Below are 18,689 nucleotides of genomic sequence, written 5' to 3' on the forward strand. Positions count from 1 at the left end.
CGAGTGCCACTGTCATTGGTTCGGTTATTGTTGAGTTGGTTTCTGAGTTCATTTCGCTGAGTTTGTATTGTCGAGCGCGGTTCGCAATCCTTTCGCGAGTTTTAGGGCATCGTCATTAGCCCAGAAGTGCATATAGAAGAGCCTCGGCACGTCGTCCAGCGCGTGGCTGTGCAGAGCTACGATTTGAACACCGCTGTCATTTAAGGCCTTCATAACGGCTCCAACCTCTTTGCCCGTCATCGCGAAATCTCCAGCGATCGCAGCACGTCCATTTCCGGTCGGCTGGAAATTGATGACGGTGCCTGCCCCCATCGACGGTGGTGTATCCATGCCTTCTTCGGTGAGCTTTTCTGCACGTGGCACGCTGAAGTGGAGCACGCCGCCGCTCACGTTGCCGGGACGACCCATGATCTTTTCCACTGCGACTACGTCGAATCCAAGATCTGCCGCAGTCTCTTTTGTGCCGCCGCCTTGGGGAAGAGGCGTCTTGGTAAGCCCGACCGCTTCCTTGATTGTCCGGGCCATCTTTACCGGATCACCGTGCCCGCCCATGTGGACATAGATAATCTTTGGCGATTCGCCGATCAAATGGTTGTGGATCGCGGTGACTTCGATTCCTCCGTCTAGCAGAGCCTTGATCACAGGAGCGGCTTCGACTTCAGTTAGGACGAGATCGCCCATGACCATCGCATCGTTGTCACCAACGTGGTGGAAAGCAGCCCAAGCGCCGAGGGCAAGGCCCGGTTTGATTTCAGCATCTCCAAGAGTGACATGAAGGTCCTTGCGCGGCATGTTGAAACGGACGACGCCTCCCGGCAGGTTGGCTCCAGGAAATCCGAAGACTACTTCGACCGCCTTCCATTCCTCGGCCGCCTTCGGGTCTCCCGTGGTCTGGGCCAGAGCGCTTGCGGGGAGGGAGACGACAAGCGTGACTATCGCCGCTAAAGTGCATGTCCGCATGAATGACAGCTTTGCGTGTTTCATATCTGTTCCTCTCATTTGCTATTGCGCTTGGTTTGGGTCACCTGCCGTGCACTTCGCGCTAGTGTTTGTAGATGGTCGTGTCGTGGTGATAATTTCGCCAGTCGAACCAATAGTCTTTGAGAGCGGGCACTCGATCGAGACATTTGCCCTGCGAAGGTCCTGACGTCGCACAGCCCTGAAAATTCCATTCGCTGTTTGTGGCTGTATCGAGCAGGGTCCAGTCTTTGGTTTCGCTTTTCAGAAAGAATTCGGTTTCCTTGCCATCCACGCGGCCGACGAATACGCGAAACGATTTCTTATCTTTGCCAACCACGAGCAGAAGCGGAGTTCCGTGCAGGTGGTCGACGATTGGAGCCTGTTTCACAACGCTGTCCCAGGGATACGCGCGGGCGGCGCCGCCGATCTCGATGCCGACGACAACGTCCCGCGATTTCAATTCAGTTCCCGGAAAGCTGATCACGACCGGCAGTTTGGCTACTTCGGGTTCCCAGTTGGCGTCGTATTCTTTGGTGAATTTCGCGACCGGCGCCAGCACTTTGCCATCGGAGACTTCGGATTTCCACTGGCCAAAAGTCAGTTCGTCGCTCGCGACAAGTTCAAGCGCAGAGCCCTTGAGCGGACCATAGATGGCTTTGCCGGTGATCTGCTGCCACCAGGTGCCGGTCTCCTTGTCGCGCATGAGGAAGTTCTGGTTGTTGATCCCGGCAAGGTAAAAATGCAGGACCCTTCCATTCGCCGTTCGTGTCCACACCAGACCGGTGTGACAGAGCGTTCAATACGTAGCCACGATCGGGACGCCGCCGACGGCGTCATTCACGATGTGGTGGTAGGCCATTTCGCTGATGGGATAAGCGCGCGCGTCGCCACTGAAGGCAACCGTCATGATCATTTCGCCGGCATCGAGTTTGCTCTTCGCCGCGCTTTCAAAACGGACGTCGTCGACGGGGTGGAACATCCATTCGAAGTAGTTGATCCGCGCCATGACAGCGGAGAAAGACACAAGCACCATTGCAACGACGAGCAGAGTCCTGCGCCAGATGCCGACGCTGCGCCAAAGCGTGAGCGCAAGCGCGAGGCACAGAAGGCCAGTGAAGATGGTTGCGATCGGAGCCCGCTGACGAGTCGCCATCGCCCACCACAGCGCCCGCGGCGCCTGATAGGCAAAAGGACGAATGACGAAGGCGGGAAAAAAGAACAACGCGATCGTTATGAGCGCCGAAACGGAGAACAGCATCCAAAGCCAAGGGGAACTTCGACGCGGTGGTTTCGCCAGCATGGGTAACGGGCCTCTAGTAACGTAAGTCCTTAATTCCGCTGTTTTGATGCCGAACATCGATTTTACAGAACTTGGCGGAACGTGGCTTCGTTACATAGTCGCTTTGATCTCACCCAGCCGCTGCCTAGCTCCCAGGTGCCCGATCGAGAATGGTCTCGGTGGCAGGGTCCCAATACTGTTTCTTGCCCGACCAGTAAGCCTCCGCAGCCATCATGGCAGCCACCGAGTGCGCGAAGCCGTCCTGCACGGTGCAAACGGGTTGTTGCCGCGTGCGCATGCACTCGAGCCAATTGGTCATGTGTCCCAGCGACAGATCATCGATGCCCATGGGCGGGAGCTTGGTGTCCCCAGGGAGGAGAATGTATTTCGCGGCTCTAGCCTCGTCGATGTCGAGGTTGTCCTCATGATTTCCTTTCTCTTCGACCAATTGGTATCGCGGACTGCCTTCGCCTCCAATGTTCATTAGTGTCGATTTTTTCCCCATGAAGCGGGTGAAGCTTGGAGAATCGTTGCCGAAGCTGGTTGAGTAGCTCACCAGAAAGCCCTTGGGATATTCCAGCAAGGCTTGAAACGTATCGGGATTCTCCCGGCCATCGCGCCACGCAAAAATGCCGCCGTTAGCGACCACGGAGCGGGGAAAGCTGTCCTTCATGAACCAGTGCACGAGGTCGGTTGCGTGGCTCATCCATTGATCGGGAATGCCGCTGGAGAATTCCTTGTACAGGCGGAATTCGCAATAGACTTTGGGATCAAAGGGGCGATAGGGTTTGGTGAGCAGCCATTTTCGCCAATCTGTATCCTGTTCTCGCACTAGCTTCGACTCCTCGCGCCCACGCCACCGCGGGCCGTGGTAATTCCAGACAATTTCCACCTTGCTCACATCTCCGAGCACGCCGGTCCGAACCAAATCGTGGGCTGCTTGCGGATACGGTTCGCTGCGATGCTGCGTCCCCACTTGTACAATCCTTTTCGATTTGATGGTCGCATCGCGGGCCGCCTTTGCTTCTGCCAGCACGTTGCCCATCGGCTTTTCCACGTAGGCGTCCTTGCCGGCCTCTACCACCATTTTCAAGATGGGCGAGTGGGAGTGCTCGGGTGTGGAAATAATCACGGCGTCGACGTCTTTCAAAGCCAGCACGTCGTCTAAATACTGATACGCGCGTGGAGCACGGCCGTAATACTTTGTATTCGCCGCGACCGCCTTCTCGCGGTTCAGTCGCCACAGATCACACACCGTAGTGATTTCCACATTTTGGCTGGTCTTCAGTTGAGAAGCGATTAAGCCCAATTCCCCGCCACGGTTCCCGATGCCGATGTGGCACAAGGAAATCCGATCGTTGGCACCCAGAATCCTGTCGTATGAAAGAGCTGTGCTCGCGAACGCCGCACCTCCGGCAACCAGCGCTGCCGACTTGGTCAAGAATTTTCTCCGATCGATGCTTTGTTCCGAGTCGCTCATGCCTGTTCTCCTTGGCCAACCAAGTTTCCAATTGCCTCTATGGCGCCGCAATCATGCCAGAACCACCGGCCCATGGGGGCCGAGGCGTCCGCGTCAGACGAGATTGCCCTTCGGCCAGATGATTGACCTTTGTATCGCTAGCGCGGTTCAGATTAAATCATTGGCAACGCACTCTCTTCGTTGCCGGGAGTGCCTCACTCGAGTTCGATCTTCGCGAGCCCATAAATGCTTACCTCGCTGAGGTCGAGAGTCAACATCTGACGCCCCGCCGTGTTCACGGCTGTGTATTTCATTGGGTTCATCTCGTTGAGCGTTCCATTCCATGTCACGCTTCGAGCGGTCTTTCCGCGAGGTATCGCCACCTGCACCTTCAAGTGCTGCGCAGGCGTGATCGATCCGTCCACCGTCACGTCGTAATTGACGACGTGGAGCAGCATCCATCGATTGTTTTTTTCCATCATCGTGGTAATTTCGACGAACGGAGCTGCGGGTGTAAGGCGCGTCACACGTGTGCCGAGACTCTCCCGCACTTTGCCGGCAACTTGCTCGAGAAGGTGGCGCAACTCGGGATCGATGCGGTTCCGCGTATAGCCTTCTGGGATGTCAGCAAAGACGTCGGCCATCGTCGGACCAAATGTCGTGTAGTCCCCATGCGACTTCATAGAGATGAGGAACCGGGATGCCGGCATCTTCACGGGGACGAATACCATCTGCCCCTTGCCGAGCTTGCGTGTGACCTCGGCGTCAGGATACTGTCCGCCGCCCAGTGCTTGCGCCAGCGGAATCTGATGTTGAGAAAGGCCGTACTGGTCTTTGCTGCCGCTGGCACCTAAAACGAGCAGGGTGCCTCCAGTCTTGGCATATCGCACGAGCGCGCGCTGGTTCTCCGCGCTCATCAGCGGAAGGTAGGGAACGACCACCATATCGAATTGGTTGATCTTCGGACTCGATAAATCGTCTTCGGTCAGCATGACGTGCGCGATCCCGTTGTCCGCCAGCACGCGCGATGCACTAAACGCAAAACTCAACTCATCCGCGAGATACTGTCGCAATGAGGCGACCACTGCGACGTTCGCATGCATTCTCACGTTGCGCAGGCTCTCCTCGTTCGCCTTCAGAAAGCGATACATCTGAGTGGCACCCGCGGGTGTCAATCTTTTTTCCCGGAAGATAGCGTGATTCGCTACGGCTTCCGCGATGTTGATCTGGGCCATGGCATTCAAGCAACTCTCGGTAGGGTGGGGGAAAATCGGCGGCGTAATTTCGGTCGCATACACGATCTCCGGTTTGCCATGCGTGGCTGCGGCCAGGAACTTGAACGCCGGACTATTCGTGATTTTTGTGCCCTGGTCGTCTTTACGCGGAGCGGCATCGAGGAATTCCTGGACTTCGGAGTAAATGAAGTCGTCATATCCGTCGCGGCCAAGCATCTCCATGTTGCCGGCCGCGTCATAGCTGATCGGGCCGTAGCCGAACCCGCCAAACACATTTCCTGAAATCATGAAATTGGGGTTGTACTTCCGGGCAACTTCGCGCAGGCGATGATGGAATTCCGCTACCGAATAGCCACGGAAGGTATTCCATTCCGACCAGAATGGTTCTCCGCGCTTCTTCGGCAGCGCGATGTTGTCGTAGTCATCTGCACCATACTTAGCATGTGCCACTTTCGCTGGAAGGTTCTTCTTCAGATAGGCAGCGAAGTTCCGTTTGCAGTACCCGCAATAGCACGTTCCACCGGCGATCTGCGTCCAGTCGATGTAGGAGCCGTCGATCCCAGTTTCCGCCTGCGCTCGTATCCGGCCCTCCATCAGCCGGGTAAAGTGCGGATTGTTGGGGCAACCCCAGGTTTCGAACTCGTTCGTTGTCTCCTGGCCGTAGGGGGCATAGCGATAGTGAGGAAAACTGCCGTCGGGTCGAACGGTGATCCACGTCGTCGGGTCGTCTACTGGTTTGGGCCCGAGGTAGTCCTCGTAGTCCTTCCAGCCTTCGCGCCAGAATTGCAGCATTCGGAGCTGTTCTTTCTGGGGAGTGTCCTGGTTGGACGCCGAACGCCCATGCAGTGAACTCGTAAGGTATCGAAGAACGATGTAGCCTTTGTCGTGCAAGGCGCGATTGTTTGCCTTGGCCTGTTCCATCCCGTGATTGAATTCTTCGCGACTCACGTCTTCGAAGCTGGGCGCGCCGCTTCCAAACGTGATGGTCATGTTGTTCGTCTTCAGGAATTCCAGGTCCGCTTTCTGTCCCAGCCGCCAATGTCCCCAGTCTGTGTCCGGTGTCCATGTTCCAGGTTTATCTTGCGCGAACGTGACCATCAATGCCGCAACGATAAGAAGTGCGTATCTGACTATGAGTTTGGATCGCATACTGCCTCCTGTGTTTCCGACAGCTCTGCATTGCAAGATTGCTCAATGATTGGTTTCCAGAAAATAGAGAATTAGCTCCGATTCTTTTGTGAAAGGTGGAAGTTTCAACTCAAAGGTTCTGCCGATATTTGCAAATTTCAGATCCTGGCCGCCGAGTGTCGCCCGACGCAACTTGTGGTCAGATTGCAGGCTAACCTGCGGCGATTCCTGCTTTGTGGCTGCGAGTCGCAGGGCCAAGCTACCCGGCTTTTCATTTACTGCGAGGATTGGCAGGTTTGCGCGGGTCAGACGAAATCCGGAGGCCGATACCTTTGCCAATTCAATATGACGGTCCGAACGCGCGAACCCTTTGATGTGACCGTTGCTATCGTCCCACTCCTGCCAGTCAGCATTCAGTACGACTGCCGGCTCCGCAACTGCAACGGCGAATCGCGCTTTGGATTTCGCTCTAACGTCGAAGGTCAGCCCCGCAGTCGTTCGCGTTGCCGCAGTCATTAGCTTCGAGATGTAGGTCAGGTGAGGCGTAGTGTTTGGTTGAGCGTCCAGCTTGATCGTGATGGAGTGTTTCTTCCCCGGCGCGAGATTCGGCAAAATCAGCAAGCGGTCATCAAAGGCAGGATGCACGTGTCCATCGATCAGGACCGAGTGGATAAATTTTCGCGTGTTCTCAACCCGGATACCCATGCCGCCTAGAAATTCCGCAGTATCATTCCGGCGCAGGTTCGAGAGGTCGAGTGTCATCTCGATCGCGTCGTCCGATGCCTTCCACGAATAGTTCCATTGCGCCATCGCGCGTAGTTTCTGCGCGAGTTCCTGCGGTTCCGGACAATAGATCGGAAGCGTGCCAAACTTCGTTTTCATTGCCTCATAGAACGGAAAGTTATTCTCATTCGTGATCCGCTTGTCCTTGCCTTCGTTGACGGGCGAGGAGGAGATCGAGTAGTCGTGCCACATCTCGTTGAAGATCACACCACGCCCAACATTGCGAAACATGTGGTCGAAGACGCCTTCTTCGTTGGCGGTAATCTGCGCTGTCGTATAGCTCCACGTCGGGTCATAGAACCACTGGTAGTCGGGGTGAGGGGAATTTTCGAGCAGGACGAAGTCCTTGTTCGCGCCGGAAAACCAGGTCATGTTGCCAAAACCGAGCGGTACGCTCTGCTCCAGGCCATGGGTCATGTAGAACGAGAAGCGCGCAGCGACTTCACCGTAGTCCTCCATCGGGATGGTGTCGCCCGGATTGATCATGGACTGGATTTTGCGAATCGGAAAACCCTGCGCCCGCATGTTCTGCTCGATTTCCTCGACTGACCCGTCGAGTTCCTCGCGCCAACGCTCGGGAGTCATCTTGCGATCGATTTCGTGGAACTTACTATGGGTTCCAATCTCGCCTCCGAGGTTTTCAAGACCCTTGCCGAGCGGCGCCAGTTTGTCCCAGCCGGCTTTCTTCACGAAGCTGGAAACCCAGGTGTAGAGCGGCACGACTCCGGTATCCTGCGCCACGCCGGTAAGAAAGTTGAGCGTCTTGAGTTGGTACTTAAGGTCGCCGCTGTTGTCTCCATCGAAACGGACAACCGCGGTAAGGTTGGCGTTGGAGACCTGCGGAGCAGGAAACGGAACATCCACATCGCCATAGGTAGCCCATTGCATCGCTCGGATCAGCGCGTTCCAGAGTTCGTTTGCATAGGCGACTTGCGGCGGGTCGTTGCGAAAAAACGTTCCTGCGCCTGCGGACGTTCCAAAGTCGCTCACGAGAACAATGCGGCTTTTCTCGCGTTCCAGGCAAGAAAGATAAGGGAAACTGTGCTGGCCGTCGGTCGAGGCGAGTAGTACTTCTCCCCCGGACTTCGGTTGCAGCACGTTCGTGGAGGACGCGAGCACCGGGGTCAGGAACTGTGACACCTCGAATCCTCGCGTTACATAGTGGTCATTCGAAGTCACTCGAATCCGGTACTCGGTTCCGCCCAACAGTCCTTTGTATTCCAGTCCGAGCAGATCATCGACATCGTGGTGATCGCGTTCTTTGTCGTTCGCATCTTTGGTGGCGAGCGGGCCGTCGAGGATCACGCTGTGGTTGCCCGCAAGATAAGCGCGCAAGCGAAGGACGATCTGCGAGTAGGTCGCGTCATCCGCCTGCGTGGCCTGAGCAAACACAAGGGTGGAGTACTTCGACAGTTCCAGGTCGCCAGGCATTTCCTCTACAAAGAGTGTGTCGTACGGAATCCCTGCCAGCGTCGCGATGCCGACCCAGCCGTGTCCGGCCAGTTGACTCGTTTCCCAGTCGTGGTGGTAGCTGGCCTTGCTCAGGAAGATGGCCAATCGAGGCCGTGTGAACGACGCAGTCGAAGCAAACGCCATCCCGCACAGAAGTAGTAGGACTGCACCAAACCGTAACTTCTTCATCGCTAACGCCTCCGTTAAGGAGTTCCCGTAGCGCGAAACCGCCCGCCATGGTCGCCCATCTGACGAAATTCATCCGATGACACGACCACAATAACAGAAAAACGAAAGATAACGAAACAAGATGTCAACAACTCGAAATAGGTGCCCGGCAGCACCAATCAGGAAAATGCGGCTTGGGAGCCGTCAGTATGGTGCATCGGAAGACATCGAAAAGCTCGAACGCAAAAACAATGCTTCGACTAGCTGATTTGGAGCAGTCGAGGAATGCGGTTCTTCACTCACTCGATGCAGCGAGTTCGCAAGAATCATACTCTCGGTGGCTTGTGGCCCACTTTTCCGTCCCAATCACAATTCAGCGTGCCCTTGCAGTTCGAGACGTGGGCAACCACGGGGATGGCAGCGAAGGACGTTGCTTCTGGTCTTCAGATTCTAGAAGGGAAATCTCAGAAAAGAATGGCTCCTCAGGTAGGACTCGAACCTACAACCCTCCGGTTAACAGCCGGATGCTCTGCCATTGAGCTACTGAGGAACGTGGCTTTGCGGATACAGCTTCATATAAATATATCATTCCATGGGGACGCTTCGTAAGGGATTGCCAGGGATCGATCTCGAAAATCCCCCTGAGTCTTGCGCCCGGCAAAAGACCGCCCGGTAAAAGATCGGCTAGGATTGGAACACGCGCCGGCCTGCCTGCGTACCTTGCACTATGAGCCTGGATGCTCCACGACCGCAGTTGCCCGCCCTGACGTCGATCCGTTTTCTCGCCGCAGTTTGGGTGGCGCTGTTCCATGCGCAAGCGATGCGGGTATTCTTCGGTCCGGAGTGGTTTCAGGTCTTCGCTTCCATCGGCGACATGGGAGTGCATTTCTTCTTCGTACTTTCTGGCTTCATCATGGTGTACACGTACTCGGGGCGTCTCGATAGCCGTCGAGACTTCTGGCAGGCCCGCTTCGCGCGCGTCTATCCCGCGTTGATCTTTTCTCTGTTACTGATGGCGCCCGGCTTCTTCTATGTCTCGCTGAAAATGGACGTTGCCAAAGTCGTCCCGGAATGGGTTTGGCCGGCGCAGCACCTCAAACTTTCTGTTCTGCTGGCGTTGAGCATGCTGCAGACCTGGATCCCGCGCAATTCCATGGCCTGGCATATGCCTACCTGGAGCCTGTCGAACGAGGCCTTTTTCTATTTTCTGTTCCCATTCTTGTTGCCCATCTTTGGCCGGTTCTCGCGGAAGCAGTTGCTGGCGATTATTCCAGTATGCTTCGTCCTCGGAATCGCTGCCTCCGGACTCTACAACTGGTATCAGCCGGACGGACCGGGAGCGCGCAATTCCCATGAAATCGTTCCCTGGCTTTATTTCATCAAGTTCCATCCGCTTTCGAGAGTTTCGGAATTCCTGTTGGGCATGGCGTGCGGAGTACTTTTCGTGCAGAGCCAGCGCAAGCGATCTTTGGCGTGGCCTTTGATCGCAATTGGAGTTGCCCTGACCGCGGTTGCCGGTACGCTCTTGCATCGCAACGTTTCACTCGTGCTGCACCCGGCGGTGATCGCACCAGCATTTGCGGCCATCATCTATGGAGTGGCGTTGCGTCCCATGGGGCTGGGAGCATTGGAAAACAAATTCTTCGTGTTGCTGGGAGAAGCCAGCTACAGCTTTTACTTGTTGCACTCTGCGGTGATCAGCGCCTTTGGAATGTATTTCCATGACGCCGCCGGCGGACTGCGCCGCCAGAACGCGCTGGGTCTGTTCTTGATGCTAGCCACGACCGCACTGGTGTCGATTGGCGTGTATGCGGGAATTGAGCGTCCGATGCGGCGTGTGCTTCGTCCGAAGAAGAAAGAGCGGACTGCAACTGCGGCGGCTGCGCCCGCTGTAGCCGAGGCCAGCGCCTCGCGCTAGTCGCAGACCATCTTCCCGCGCTCAGTTCTGCTAACCTTGGACTCTGCTCTTACTCTAAATAAAAGACATCATCACAGTTGTCCCATGAGGTGCTTATGACGGGAGGCTTACGCTTGCTTGCCTTTTTTATCTTCCTGCTGACAGGTGCAGTCGTCATGGTCTGGGCGGCGGATTCTTCCGCTCCCTCTGGTCCGCCGAAAACGAAAGAGGCGCCGGTTGAAGACACAGTCCAGGGCCACAAGATCGTGGACCGTTACCGCTTCCTCGAAGATGGCAATAGTCCCGACACCAAGCAGTATGTCGAGCAGCAGCTGGCCTACACGCGCAGCGTCCTCGATCCGCTGCCCGGACGCGACCGCATCAATGCGCGCCTCTCGCAGTTGCTGACCATTGGCACCATCGGACCTCCGCAGATTGGGGGCAAATATTATTTCTATACCCGCCGCGAAGGCACGCAGAATCAGCCCGTGCTCTATGTGCGTGAAGGACTAGGCGGCACCGATCGTGTCCTCATCGATGTAAACAAGATGTCCACCGACGGCACCGTCGCGCTCGACTGGTGGTTCCCGGCCGACGATGGCAAGTACATCGCCTATGGGACTTCGCCGAATGGCTCGGAAGAAAGCACTCTCCATCTGATCGACAGCGCGACCGGAAAATTGCTGCCCGATGTGATCGAGCGCACGCGCTTCGCCAGCCTCGCGTGGAAGAAAGATAATTCCGGTTTCTACTACACGCGACATCCGAAAAAAGGTGAGGTGCCGGACGGCGAAGAGGTTTACCACGTCAAGGTCTTCTATCATGCGCTGGGTACAGATCCGGATAAGGATCCGCTGCTGTTTGGCGAGGGCCGCAACCCGCAGGACATCCCGTCTGTTAATCTCTCGGAAGATGGCCGCTGGCTGCTGATCACGGTCTTCCAGGGTTGGACCAAGAGTGAAATGTATCTGCAGGATCTTTCATCGAAGAACCCTCCAGTCGAGCTTACGACCGGCAAGGAATTTCTCTACAGCGCAGATTTTCTGAAAGGGAAGCTCTACATCACGACGAACGAAGATGCTCCGCGTTTTCGTGTGTTTGCTGCCGACGCCACGAATCCAAAACGCGAAAACTGGAAAGAACTGATCCCGCAATCAGACGCCGTTCTGCAGAGCGCCAGCGTTACCGGCGGGAAGCTCTTCGCGCAGTATGAGCACAATGCCAGCTCCGAATTAAAAATCTTCGACGTCGATGGCAAGAAACTCCGCGACATTCCATTGCCGACCATAGGCACCGTGAATGCCGTTGCCGGCAAGTGGGACGTTTCAGAGCTGTTCTTCGGATTCCAGTCCTACACCGTTCCACCGTCGGTGTATCGCTATGACTTGAATAGCGGCGCGACTTCTCTCTGGACCAAGGTCGACGCGCCTTCGATCGATCCTTCCGGATTTGAAGTGCAGCAGGTCTGGTACAACTCGAAAGACGGTACACGCATACCGATGTTCGTCGTGAGCAAGAAGGGAATTGAAAAGAATGGGAAGAATCCCGTTCTCCTCACTGGCTACGGCGGCTTCAATGTTTCTGAAACCCCCAGCTTCAGCCGCTCCATGTATCTATGGATGGAGCACGGCGGCATCTACGCGGTCGCGAATCTGCGCGGAGGCTCGGAATTCGGCGAAGACTGGCATCGCGCCGGCATGCTCGAGAAAAAGCAGAATGTGTTCGACGACTTCATCTCCGCCGCCGAATATCTGATCTCGCAGAAATACACGGACAAGGATCATCTCTCGATTCTCGGTGGCTCGAACGGCGGCCTGCTCATGGGCGCCATGATCACGCAGCGCCCCGATCTTTTCCGCGCCGTGATTTGCGCAGTGCCGCTACTCGACATGTTGCGGTATCAGAATTTCCAGATCGCAAAACTCTGGATCCCTGAATACGGCTCGGCCGAAGATCCCAAGCAGTTCGACTTCATCTACGCGTATTCGCCCTATCACCACGTGAAGACAGGACAGGAGTATCCGGCCATCCTCTTTATGACTGCCGATACCGATACCCGTGTCGATCCCATGCACGCCAAGAAGATGGCGGCTCTGATGCAGGCCGAAGCAAAGAACGGCGCAAGTAAAGAGAAGCCCATCCTCCTTCGCATCGAAACCAAAGCCGGTCACGGACAGGGCAAGCCCGTCGCCAAGCAGATCGAGGAAAACACGGATATGTATTCGTTCCTGTTCTGGCAGCTGGGAGTGAAGCCATAGGGCGGCCGTTTCGCCACTGATCGGGAGGGGACAGCTTACGCAGTTGTCGCGACATCGGCATGTGTCCTCCGGCACTGTGCTTGGCCCCGCGTCTGTGGTTAAATTAAGACGATGCCCGACCTTAAGATTCGCGTCCTGGTAGCCAAGCCCGGCCTGGACGGTCACGACCGCGGCGCCAAAGTGATTGCTCGCGCCTTACGCGACGCTGGCATGGAAGTCATCTACACCGGATTGCGGCAGACGCCCGAGATGGTCGTCAACGCTTCGATCCAGGAAGATGTGCAAGTCATCGGCCTCTCGATCCTGTCGGGAGCGCACAACGCCATTGTTCCCCGCGTAATGGACCTGCTCAAGGAACACAAGATGAATGACGTGCTCGTGCTGGTCGGCGGGATCATTCCCGATCAGGACATCGCACATCTGAAAGAAATTGGCGTTGCAGGAATTTTCCAGCCCGGCACGCCGATGGACGACATCGTCAAATTCATCCGCGAACACGTGAAGCCGCAAACCGTAACCGCGGGATAGTGCCGGAACGGGCGCCGCTCTCGTTACAGCCGCGCAAGTGTCGCACTTGGTTTCCTCCGTGTCCTCCGTGCCCCCTGTGGTAAAGATTTCCTGTACAGGGAATGACCTCTCCCTTCTTCCAACTCGATTCGCGCGAGGGCGTCAACGTCCTCTGGCTAGTGTCAGACGACGGTACGAACCGCCTGACGCGGGCTTGCGTACTCGCGATGACCGCGGTCATGAATGATCTACGAGATCAGCCGAAGCCGCTGATCATTACCGGCAACCCACGTTTCTTCTCCGTCGGCGCCGACCTCCGCGAAATCGCCGTCCTCAGCGGGCCTCAGGCCTACGAATTTTCTCTTATGGGACAGACCCTGATGAACGCAATTGAAAATCACCCTACGCCGGTTATTGCCGCGATCGAAGGCCATTGCATGGGTGGAGGACTCGACGTCGCGTTAGCTTGTCATCGTCGTATTGCCGCCCCGGACGCGGTCTTTGGACATCGTGGAGCCGCTCTCGGACTCGTCACTGGTTGGGGAGGGACGCAACGTCTGCCACGTCTCATCGGCAAAGGGCGGGCATTAGAACTATTTGTTGCGGCGGAAAAAGTCTCTGCCGACAGAGCGCTCCGCATGGGATTGATCGATCAGATCGCAGAAAATCCGGTCGCAGAAGCGTTGCGATGCTGTCGGGGAGAAATGACCTAGGCGAGTTGCACTAACCCCAGCGCTTTCTGAATTTCCGGATTGGTCATGAACGTATTCCAAACGAACTGGCTGCGCTGATTCTCCGCCATCAGCATGGTGATGCCCACATCGATGCCGATCACGTCCGGGTCATACCAGTTACTCAACGGATTGAACGCGTCTACGTAACCGTACCGCTGCCAGGTCCGCGGAAAAGCGGTCCGAATATTTCGTAGCACAGCCAAGCAATCGCTCGGGGCAAACGGCAACGATCCTCCCGCCGCGCACGGCACAATCGTGCCGTCGATCGCTCCCATCTGCGGAGGGCCGCCCCAAGCCGTGTATCCATTTACCGAATCGGAAGCGGTGATGCCCCACTGGTTGGATTTGTAATCCGAGAATTGCCCTTGCAACGACAGGCAGAAGGCCTTGTGCGCTTGCGTCGCCGTGACCGAGTTGTTGAAGTAGTTCGCGTACTTGTCCTGCTTGTTCCGGAAATCAATCCAGGCATGCGAATACTGATGAATAAAGAGTGGCGCAAATAAGTTCGTGATGTAAGTCAGTCCCTGGTAATTGAAGATCGGCCTCGCAATCGCATCCCATGAAGATGCCGGCACCGCGTTGTTTGTCGCGCCGATACCCAGCATGTACAGCATCATCAACTCACTGTAAGTGTCCCAGCGAGCGGTGATAAATCCGCTTTCTGGAGTCCAGCCCATCGAAAAAGTTGTGCCGCCGTTCAGCATCCACGTCCAATTCACCCGATCGTAAATCTGAGTTGCGAGACTCTGAATCTGCGCGTCCTGAAAATATTGGCGGCACGTAAGCACGCCGCACAGCAGGATCGCCGTGTCGATCGACGACACCTCGCTGTTGAACGCACGCGCGCCCGTATTCATGTCAATGAAGTGGTAGAAAAATCCGTTCTGGTGAAACAGTTGATTGAGCAGGTAGTCGAGCGTCGTCGTCACCCGATCCTTGATTTGGGTAGCGTCCCCATAGCCGCGCTTGTGTCCGATGCAGAGAGCCGTTAGTCCAAATCCCGTGGCCGCGATGCTCGAAACGGTGCGACTATCATTGCCCGCCGCGAGTGCCCGGTCTTTCACTTGTCCCGTGGTCGAGCTTGCCTGTTCCCAAAAGAACTTGAAGATCGCGCTTTCAATCTGGTCGAGGAATTCATCGTCCGAAGGAGGCGGGGGCGGAGGGGGTGGCGGGGCGATCGACGAGGAACCGCCTCCGCATGAAGTAAGGCTGTAGGCCAAGCCCAGCGCGGAACCTGAGAGAGCCAGCCGCGCCGAATTTCGCAGCCATTCTCGTCGTGTGAATGAAAAGGGTTTCAAGGCTTCTCGTAGTGGCCGCCTGGGTCGGCTGCACTGAAATATGTTTGCCAGTCATCCTATCATTGGCCTTCACGCTTCCCGATCGGTGATTCAAGTCACAGACAAATGTTCAGCGTTCCGTTTTCAATCACCTCGTGAGGTGAGCGGATGCACGAAGACGCCTTGCAGGCCATGCGTCAAAGCATCATCGACGGCGCACCTGAAACCGCGCTGTCTCTGGCCCAGAATGCCCTGCGCGAGGGCATCGCGCCTCTCGACGCCATCAACCAGGGCTTTGTCCCGGGCATGCATCACGTGGGCGAGCAGTTCGGACTGCACGCCATGTTCCTTCCCGACATGATGGCCTCAGCCGAAGCCATGCGAGCTGCGATGCAAGTGCTGGAACCTGAACTAAAGAGGTTGGGTGCCGAGCGTCCGAATGCGGGCACGGTAATCCTCGGGACAGCCAAGGGAGACATCCACGAAATTGGGAAGACTCTCGTCGGCACTCTGCTCACGGCTCACGGTTTCAAAGTGCACGACCTCGGTGGTGACGTTCCCAGCGAGGTGTTCGCCGCCAAGGCTCGAGAATTGCAAGCCGACATTGTCGGAGTCTCCGCCCTACTCACGACCACCATGCGCGGCCAGAAAACCGTCATCGAAGCCATCGAACGCGAAGGCTTGCGCCAGCGCGTCAAAGTCATTGTCGGAGGCGCGCCGGTAACCCGTCGCTGGGCAGAAGAAATCGGCGCGGATGGTTACGGCAAGGACGCAGCGGGCGCGGTTGCTTTGGTTCAGAGCCTGATGCAGACGAATATACGCGCGGAGTAATTGTGAGACCCAGGTTTGAACTTCTTGATCGCCCGTTGCTTGATCGCATCCTTGAAGAAGCGTTCGCGCTTCTCATGAATCCCGGTGTGAAAGTTTCCAGCCCCGAAGCGACGGAACTGTTGGCCTCCGCTGGTGCCCGAGTCGAGGACGGCGTTGCTCACATCCCGGAGCCACTCGCTCGTCGTGCCCTGCAGTCCGCTCCCCGTGAATTCTTTCTCTACGATCGCGCCGGCCAGTCGGCCGTGCACTACGGTGCCGACGAGGTTCATTTCGATCCCGGCTCTTCCTGCCTCAACGTGCTTGATCCAGACACTCTGCAGCCGCGCCTGGCGCAGTCCGCCGATCTGGTGCGGCTCATTCAAGTAGCCGAGACTTTGCCGCAGTACGCAGCGCAATCTACGGCCGTCGTCTGCAACGACATTCCTTCGGAGATTGGCGACTTCTACCGCTTGCTGTTGGTGTTGTGGCATTCCAACAAGCCAATCGTCACGGGCGCATTCAGCGCGGACACTCTGCAGGCCATGATCGACCTGCTGGCCGCTGATAGTGGCAGTCTCGATGCGCTGAAGAGCAAGCCCAGAGCTGTGTTCGACGTGTGTCCTTCTCCTCCGTTGCACTGGACCGAGTTCGCCGCGTACAACCTCGTTGCGTTGGCGCGCGCCGGCATTCCCGCCGAACTGATCTCGATGCCACTCGCAGGCGCTACGGGACCAGTTACGCTCGCAGGCTCGGTCGTGCAACACGCCGCCGAAAGTATCAGCGGTATCACGATTCATCAACTCGCAGCGCCTGGTGCTCCGATTGTGTGGGGAGGGGCTCCAGCCATCTTCGATATGAGTACGGGCGGCGCTCCCATGGGAGCCATCGAAACCGCCATGCTGAACATTGCCTGCACGCAAGTCGGCAAATATCTGGGCCTACCCACGCATGCCTACCTGGTGGCGACCGACTCTAAACTGGTCGACGCGCAAGCCGGCATGGAGAGCAGCATCTCTGCCGCACTCGGTGCAATGGCGGGCATCAACATGATTTCCGGCGCTGGCATGTTGGATTCGCTGGCCTGCCACAGCGTGGAGAAGTTAGTCGTCGATGCCGAAGCAATCGCGTCCGCGCAAAGACTGGTCGCTGGAATTGAACCGCGCACCGAGAGCCTGGCGGTCAACATGTTTGCCCAGGTCGGATTCCACGGCGACTTCCTCAAGTTGAAAGAGACTCGAGCGCTGTTCCGAAGCGAACAGCATTTTCCTTCTGCGGTCATCGATCGCAGCGCCCGCGAAGAACCCGAGAACGCACCGCCACGCAACGCATTCGATCGCGCCCGCGATCGTGTCGACCAGTTGAGTGCGTCCTACTCGCAACCAACCCTCTCACCGCGCGTGAAGCAGGATCTTCTTACCATCGCCTCGCGAGAAGCCAAACGCGCGGGACTTCAGTATCTGCCGGGCATTGAACAACCACTGCGGTCAACCATGTAGGAATAGATTTACCCGAAACCAGTTACCTCAGAAGACCAGCGACCAGTTGAGAAACGCCGTAAACCACACTAAGTTCAGAAATCCGAAAGCGGCAAGATAGAAACCAAACTGTTTCCCATTCCACCGTCGCGCCGCGTAGCTACCGAGCATCACAAACGCCGGATAAACCGGCAGCAGGTACCGCGCCGCACCGAGCAGCGGACGTCCCGTGTAGAGCAGCATTTGAAGGATGACGGCGCAGGCAAACAGTTTGTCTTCCAGACGCACCTCACGCCGCAAGCTGAGAGCCAGCATCAGCACGACCAACCCCAGTTTGATCGCCAACAGTCCATCGTGTTCGATCACAATGATTCGTAGAGCTTCGCGGACACTCGCCCATGGTGGCGCGAGGGTTGCGCCCTGGTAGATTCGATATGCCTCGACCACCGAAAGTCTTCCAGTCCACCGCAGCCATCCCCAATAGCTGAGCAATCCAATGGGCGTGAGCAGCACGATCATCGACGAAACACGCCGGCTGCGTAACGCCAGCAACGCCAGAGGAATCGCCACGAGCACTCCCGAAGGACGGCACACTCCCGCCAGAACCCCGCACAGTGTCGCGGGCCACCATCGTTCATCGCGAGCAAAGATCACCGCCCACAGGATCAGCGCGAGTAGCAACGATTCTGCATAGCCCGCAAATAACACGAAGCTGGTCGGCCACACGCAGACCAGCAAAATCATGCGGACTCTTGCTTCGCCGGCCAATTCTGCCCGTCCCAGCCGCAGCAGACCCAGGAAGAAAAAAAAGGCGGCCACAGTTGAGACGAGAAGAGCCGCCACAGTCACCGGCAATGCCAATCTCGCGGATCGAATTGCTGCCGGATAAAGAGGATAGAAAACCACTCCCTGCGGAAGATCGTAACCGTGCTGACTAATCCGCAGATACCACAGCGTGTCGAAGCGCTCCCAGACTCCCACGAGCGCATAGTGCCAGTCGCCCGGCGTCGCCAGATTCTCGGTGAGTGCGTTGCTATGAATCAGCGTCGGATCAGGATGGAGAATGAAAGAAAGCACACCCGCGAGCACTGAATAGAAAATCCGCAACGCGAATGCGAGAGTCAGGGCGATCTTCCAGTCGGGCCACTCTTCCATCCTGCGCAACATTTCAGGATTGTAGCGCCCAGCCCGGTCACACTCGGAAACAAACGCACTGCCCGTCACTCGCCGGTAGACCGGGCGCAGAAGCCTCAGTCCCGCTGGTATA

14 protein-coding genes and 1 tRNA gene are annotated in these 18,689 nt (G+C 56.8%); 6 read left to right on the top strand and 9 right to left on the bottom strand.

Translation table 11 applies throughout. The features are described from left to right. Window positions 1-48 precede the first annotated feature (48 nt). The 7 genes from HY010_05385 to HY010_05415 form a co-directional block, all read right to left on the bottom strand. The gene (locus HY010_05385; GenBank protein ID MBI3475143.1) at window positions 49-960 is read right to left on the bottom strand and encodes a DUF1259 domain-containing protein; all 912 of its coding nucleotides are present in this window, start codon (window positions 958-960) and stop codon (window positions 49-51) included. An 82-nt stretch (window positions 961-1,042) separates the two neighbouring features. Next, complete coding sequence (locus tag HY010_05390; GenBank protein ID MBI3475144.1) at window positions 1,043-1,735, bottom strand: DUF3179 domain-containing protein; 693 nt, start codon at window positions 1,733-1,735, stop codon at window positions 1,043-1,045. A gap of 21 nt (window positions 1,736-1,756) precedes the next feature. Next, on the bottom strand, window positions 1,757-2,260 hold the full coding sequence (locus tag HY010_05395; GenBank protein ID MBI3475145.1) for a DUF3179 domain-containing protein: 504 nt from the start codon (window positions 2,258-2,260) through the stop codon (window positions 1,757-1,759). A gap of 124 nt (window positions 2,261-2,384) precedes the next feature. After that, on the bottom strand, window positions 2,385-3,719 hold the full coding sequence (locus tag HY010_05400) for a Gfo/Idh/MocA family oxidoreductase (GenBank protein MBI3475146.1): 1,335 nt from the start codon (window positions 3,717-3,719) through the stop codon (window positions 2,385-2,387). 194 nt (window positions 3,720-3,913) lie between these two features. Continuing rightward, window positions 3,914-6,082: a beta-galactosidase trimerization domain-containing protein gene (locus HY010_05405; protein MBI3475147.1), complete on the bottom strand. Its 2,169-nt coding sequence runs from the start codon at window positions 6,080-6,082 to the stop codon at window positions 3,914-3,916. 42 nt (window positions 6,083-6,124) lie between these two features. After that, window positions 6,125-8,485 (bottom strand): hypothetical protein, encoded by a 2,361-nt coding sequence (locus tag HY010_05410; protein ID MBI3475148.1) that lies wholly within the window; start codon window positions 8,483-8,485, stop codon window positions 6,125-6,127. A gap of 454 nt (window positions 8,486-8,939) precedes the next feature. Further along, window positions 8,940-9,014, bottom strand: a tRNA-Asn gene (locus HY010_05415). 177 nt (window positions 9,015-9,191) lie between these two features. Here HY010_05415 and HY010_05420 point away from each other — a divergent pair. The 4 genes from HY010_05420 to HY010_05435 all read left to right on the top strand — a co-directional run bounded on the left by HY010_05420 (window position 9,192) and on the right by HY010_05435 (window position 13,839). After that, window positions 9,192-10,382 carry an acyltransferase gene (locus tag HY010_05420; GenBank protein MBI3475149.1) on the top strand — a complete coding sequence of 397 codons (1,191 nt, stop codon included), beginning with the start codon at window positions 9,192-9,194 and terminating at the stop codon, window positions 10,380-10,382. 155 nt (window positions 10,383-10,537) lie between these two features. Further along, entirely contained in the window at window positions 10,538-12,619 is a 2,082-nt protein-coding gene (locus HY010_05425; protein MBI3475150.1) for a S9 family peptidase, read from the top strand. A gap of 111 nt (window positions 12,620-12,730) precedes the next feature. Continuing rightward, on the top strand, window positions 12,731-13,147 hold the full coding sequence (locus HY010_05430; GenBank protein ID MBI3475151.1) for a cobalamin B12-binding domain-containing protein: 417 nt from the start codon (window positions 12,731-12,733) through the stop codon (window positions 13,145-13,147). A gap of 101 nt (window positions 13,148-13,248) precedes the next feature. Beyond that, window positions 13,249-13,839, top strand: coding sequence for an enoyl-CoA hydratase/isomerase family protein (locus tag HY010_05435; protein MBI3475152.1), 591 nt, complete (start codon window positions 13,249-13,251; stop codon window positions 13,837-13,839). On the opposite strand, the gene HY010_05440 is transcribed toward HY010_05435, so the two are convergent. Then, window positions 13,836-15,107, bottom strand: a complete 1,272-nt coding sequence (locus tag HY010_05440) for a hypothetical protein (GenBank protein ID MBI3475153.1) — start codon at window positions 15,105-15,107, stop codon at window positions 13,836-13,838. The genes HY010_05435 and HY010_05440 overlap by 4 nt on opposite strands. A 198-nt stretch (window positions 15,108-15,305) precedes the next feature. Here HY010_05440 and HY010_05445 point away from each other — a divergent pair, with 198 nt between their 5' ends. Together HY010_05445 and HY010_05450 are read left to right on the top strand one after the other, a co-directional pair. Continuing rightward, window positions 15,306-15,968 (top strand): corrinoid protein, encoded by a 663-nt coding sequence (locus HY010_05445; protein MBI3475154.1) that lies wholly within the window; start codon window positions 15,306-15,308, stop codon window positions 15,966-15,968. After that, entirely contained in the window at window positions 15,869-17,443 is a 1,575-nt protein-coding gene (locus HY010_05450; GenBank protein MBI3475155.1) for a trimethylamine methyltransferase family protein, read from the top strand. Before HY010_05445 ends, HY010_05450 begins: the two co-directional genes overlap by 100 nt. 27 nt (window positions 17,444-17,470) lie before the next feature. On the opposite strand, the gene HY010_05455 is transcribed toward HY010_05450, so the two are convergent. Continuing rightward, window positions 17,471-18,589: a hypothetical protein gene (locus tag HY010_05455; GenBank protein ID MBI3475156.1), complete on the bottom strand. Its 1,119-nt coding sequence runs from the start codon at window positions 18,587-18,589 to the stop codon at window positions 17,471-17,473. Window positions 18,590-18,689: the final 100 nt, after the last annotated feature.

This window comes from Acidobacteriota bacterium (genome assembly GCA_016196065.1).
Taxonomy (GTDB): domain Bacteria; phylum Acidobacteriota; class Terriglobia; order Terriglobales; family Acidobacteriaceae; genus Acidiflorens.